Here is a 3,460-nt window from a genome sequence, read left to right on the forward strand (position 1 = left end):
CTGAGAGCGCGGGCGGAATCAAAGCGTGCGGTGCTGGCATATACTGAGTTCATTGGTTTGCTCCTGTTTCCTGAACTTGGCCGGGGTGGCTCGTTTCATTTTCCGCGTCGTCGGAAACGGGGGCGGCAGATCAAGGACCGTATGCGGGGAGGGGGATCACCCGCGCGCACAAGGCGAGAGCCGCGGAGCGTGGGGACACCCCGCAGGAGGCCGCGCAGCGGTTCATCCTTGATTTGCCGGGGGGCGGAGCCCCTCCCCAGGATCAGCCCGGCCCGTCAGGGCTGGTCAGGTCCAGCGGCCTATCGGCAAGCCTTTAATGCCGCCAGTTTTCAGGGCCATGTCTGCGGCCATTGATCAAGACACGATTGCGCTCGTCAATCGGCACCCTGCAATGAGCAGAGCTGGCCGTCTTCGCTTATTCGGTAAACCGTACAATCGGTTTCACCGAAACCGTAGATCACGAATTTCCACGGTCCTTTGCCGTCTTCCCTATCTTGAAAGAAACCGTTGTTGTTGCGGCACTGCCAGTGCCCGGCCCACCAGACGGCACCGGCCACACCCTTGTCGTCGCGCTCAAAGAGCTCCAATTGAGACATGGCTGAACCTTGCTCTTAGATAGGTTTGTTGATTTTTCGGCGGAAAGTGCTACTTTTAGATCCGGAGAGAGACGGCAGGTTTCCCCGCCGCCTCCTTTCCTAGATCACGAATTGAACTCGGAGCTTCACTGTCCAGGTGGTCCGAGTTCTTTTCATTTCTAGGGTAACGCTAATGGGTATGAACCACATCGCATTACCTCCGGTTTGAGGGCAAGGCCGTTGCCTCGGCCGGGCTGGCCGATCCTGCCCGGTCGCGCCCCTGGACTGGCGCTGCTGCTTTCGCCCTCAAAACTGATTGGCTCACCGATAGCACATCTGGCGGTCAATAGGTTAACGAGAGGTTAACCCCTCATCCCGCCATACAAGGACTCGTGCGCCTCTTGGATCGCGTCGAACGCCTCTGTCTGGATGACTTCGTCATTGCTGCAAAGCTCGGGCATTCCAAAGCGTGCAGCGGCCAACTCCCGAAAGTCCCGATAGTCGTCTGTGGCGAGGATTTGGCACTGGATGGCGACCGAGCGCACCATACTGGACACCTCACCCACCCACGCCTCATAGATCCGTCCCACGCGGATACTATCGAAGCGCTCGGCTGCGAGCCGCAAGGCATTGTTGAATTTCGCTTTCCGGCGCACTGACGGCCAATAGTCTGCGGCGTTTGCATCCACGCTCGGGATCGTCTTCGTTTTCAGCATGTCGAAATCTCCTGTCGATGGATTAGCGGAAGGCGAAGCCGGGTTGACTGGCTTGCCCGAAAATCGAGATTTCGAGCTGAACAGCCTCTTGCAGTTCCAGCCGGTACTTACGCGCGTTGCGCAGTAGCCCAAGACGGGACGAACGCCGCTCAAGCATCCGGCAAGAGCCGAACAGGGAGAACAGGACGGCCCTGCCAGTTACCGGCTTCACACCCATTTTTCCGACATAGTATTTCCGTCCGTTGGCGTTGACGGCCTCCGGCTCCTCGCTTGCCCTGATTTGCCGATAGAGTTTCTTCCAGTCGGTGCGGTTCATTTTGTGCTCCTCGTTCGCGGCGTATCGCCTTTCATTTTCCGCGTCGTCGGAAACGGGGGAGCCGGGTCAAGGACCATGGCAGGGGAGGGGGATCACCCGCGCGCACAAGGCGCAGCCGCGGAGCGTGGGGATACCCCTGCCATGGCCGCGCAGCGGTTCATCCTTGACCTGGCGGGGGCGGAGCCCCTTTTCAGCAAGCAAAAGTCCGGCCCTGGCCGGTCATTGTTCGAGGGGTAGGGGAGCGGGTCAGGTCTGGAAAAGGAACGGGGTCGGGCCGGTGTGCAGGCGCGATCATGTTGCTTTGGAGGACCTGGGCCGCTCACCGTAGGGGCAACGCCCCTGCCGAGGATCAGCCCGGCCCGTCAGGGCTGGTCCGCGTGTCAGTCCTTGCCGTCCTGACGACCGCCGCGCGCAACAAAATCGAGCGTGTCATCCGCAAGAGGACGCTGAAGCTCTTTCGCTTCGTCCCACGGCGCGGACAGCCAAGTTTCGATTTCTTGCTGTTCCGTCAAAATAACCGGCATGGCCTTGGGGTGGATCGCTCCGACTTCCTTGTTTGGCTCGCACGTCAAAAACGCGAACAGGTCGGCGGTCACTTCGCCTTCCTTCACCTTTCGAACGCTGGTCCAGTTCGTCCAGATACCGGCAAAGACAGCAAGCGGGCGGTCTTCGTTGAAGGCGAACCAGACCGGCTCACGCGCCTTTGAATCAAACTCGGAAAAGGAATTGAACGGGACAACACAACGGTGGTCGATGCTGAGCCAGCGGCGCCAGTGCGGGCTTTTAGTGTTGCGAACGTTCGTCACGCCCTTGTCGGCCGACTTGCCTTTCAGTGCAAATGCCGGTGATGGCATTCCCCAACGTGCCAAGGTCAATTCCCGGTCGGCACCGATATTACGGACGATGGGAGCGGAATAGTCCGGATAGATGCCCGGCTGCGGTGCCAGGTTGCCGATAGTGTCGGCAACTTTCATCGCTCGGGTAAAATCCAATACGGCTTGCCGCGCCGAAGTGTGGGAGTAGAGATTGCACATACGAGTATGATGTCAGCAGAAGGCAAAAAATCACAAGAAGTGCGTGACGGCCAAGCAAAACATGGCCCAGCCGAGCGGTGGGCTACCGCTCGGCTGGGCTGTATGAAACGCCTTAACCGGTTCCTTGTATGGGGGTCCGCAACCGGTGCTCGCCTCAAAGGGAAAGCAGGAGCTCCATACTCTTACAACCTTGTATAGTCGTGACAATCTCTTGCAACGCCATTCTCGATGTGGTTTCAAACAGGTCAAGGGTTTTACTTGATATACTCGCCTGCCCTGCGGGAGCTTTCGCAGGGCGGCCCTTCATTGGACAGCGTTACGCTGCCTCTTGAATGACTTCCTCGGACGCAGGAGCTTCGTCTGTGAAAGTCATGATGTTCGGCACCCAACGCGTCCCGGCGACTTTTTCGGCTGCATAGGCTGCGGCCTCCTTTTTCTTCATTTTGAGAACGGGCGCGGCCGCGTCCTCGCCGCAGGCCTGCACGAGACTGTCATGGATGACATCGAGCTTGACGCGGGCGAAGTAGGTTTCGGCGGTCGGCTGGAAGTGATCGGCCATGTCGAGGTTGAGCGCCGCGCCGATCCGGTTGCCGTGATCCACGCCCGCGCCGATGAAGCCGTCGCCATGGCTGACAGCGTTGATTGTCCGGGCGACAAGGAAAGCTTGCAGCCGAAGCAATTCCTCCTGCGATACACCCATGCACCAATCCCAAAGGTCAGCCGGATTGACGGGCAAAACCGATTTCCAGCTTTCACGGACGCGTTCAATGGCATCGAGGTCGGCGCACTGGCCCGCGTCTTTGATGTGTGTTTCAAGCC

At 59.1% G+C, this 3,460-nt stretch carries 4 protein-coding genes and 1 pseudogene; all 5 read right to left on the bottom strand.

The genetic code is table 11. The features are described 5' to 3' along the window. Nucleotides 1-374 precede the first annotated feature (374 nt). Nucleotides 375-596 carry a hypothetical protein gene (locus tag FMN63_RS03615; protein ID WP_148582589.1) on the bottom strand — a complete coding sequence of 74 codons (222 nt, stop codon included), beginning with the start codon at nucleotides 594-596 and terminating at the stop codon, nucleotides 375-377. Between the two features lie 341 nt (nucleotides 597-937). Next, entirely contained in the window at nucleotides 938-1,291 is a 354-nt protein-coding gene (locus FMN63_RS03620) for a hypothetical protein (RefSeq protein ID WP_148582590.1), read from the bottom strand. 22 nt (nucleotides 1,292-1,313) lie between these two features. Continuing rightward, nucleotides 1,314-1,607: a hypothetical protein gene (locus FMN63_RS03625; protein WP_148582591.1), complete on the bottom strand. Its 294-nt coding sequence runs from the start codon at nucleotides 1,605-1,607 to the stop codon at nucleotides 1,314-1,316. A 380-nt stretch (nucleotides 1,608-1,987) separates the two neighbouring features. Continuing rightward, entirely contained in the window at nucleotides 1,988-2,641 is a 654-nt protein-coding gene (locus FMN63_RS03630; RefSeq protein ID WP_148582592.1) for an SOS response-associated peptidase, read from the bottom strand. 316 nt (nucleotides 2,642-2,957) lie between these two features. After that, a pseudogene (locus FMN63_RS03635) lies at nucleotides 2,958-3,460 on the bottom strand (hypothetical protein); the annotation flags it as partial.

This window comes from Stappia sp. BW2 (assembly GCF_008107695.1).
GTDB lineage: Bacteria > Pseudomonadota > Alphaproteobacteria > Rhizobiales > Stappiaceae > Roseibium.

Excerpts from the sequence above, each read along its gene's own strand:
- FMN63_RS03615 (WP_148582589.1), bottom strand. The coding sequence starts at position 596 with ATGTCTCAATTGGAGCTCTTTGAGCGCGACGACAAGGGTGTGGCCGGT.
- FMN63_RS03620 (WP_148582590.1), bottom strand. The coding sequence starts at position 1,291 with ATGCTGAAAACGAAGACGATCCCGAGCGTGGATGCAAACGCCGCAGAC.
- FMN63_RS03625 (WP_148582591.1), bottom strand. The coding sequence starts at position 1,607 with ATGAACCGCACCGACTGGAAGAAACTCTATCGGCAAATCAGGGCAAGC.
- FMN63_RS03630 (WP_148582592.1), bottom strand. The coding sequence starts at position 2,641 with ATGTGCAATCTCTACTCCCACACTTCGGCGCGGCAAGCCGTATTGGAT.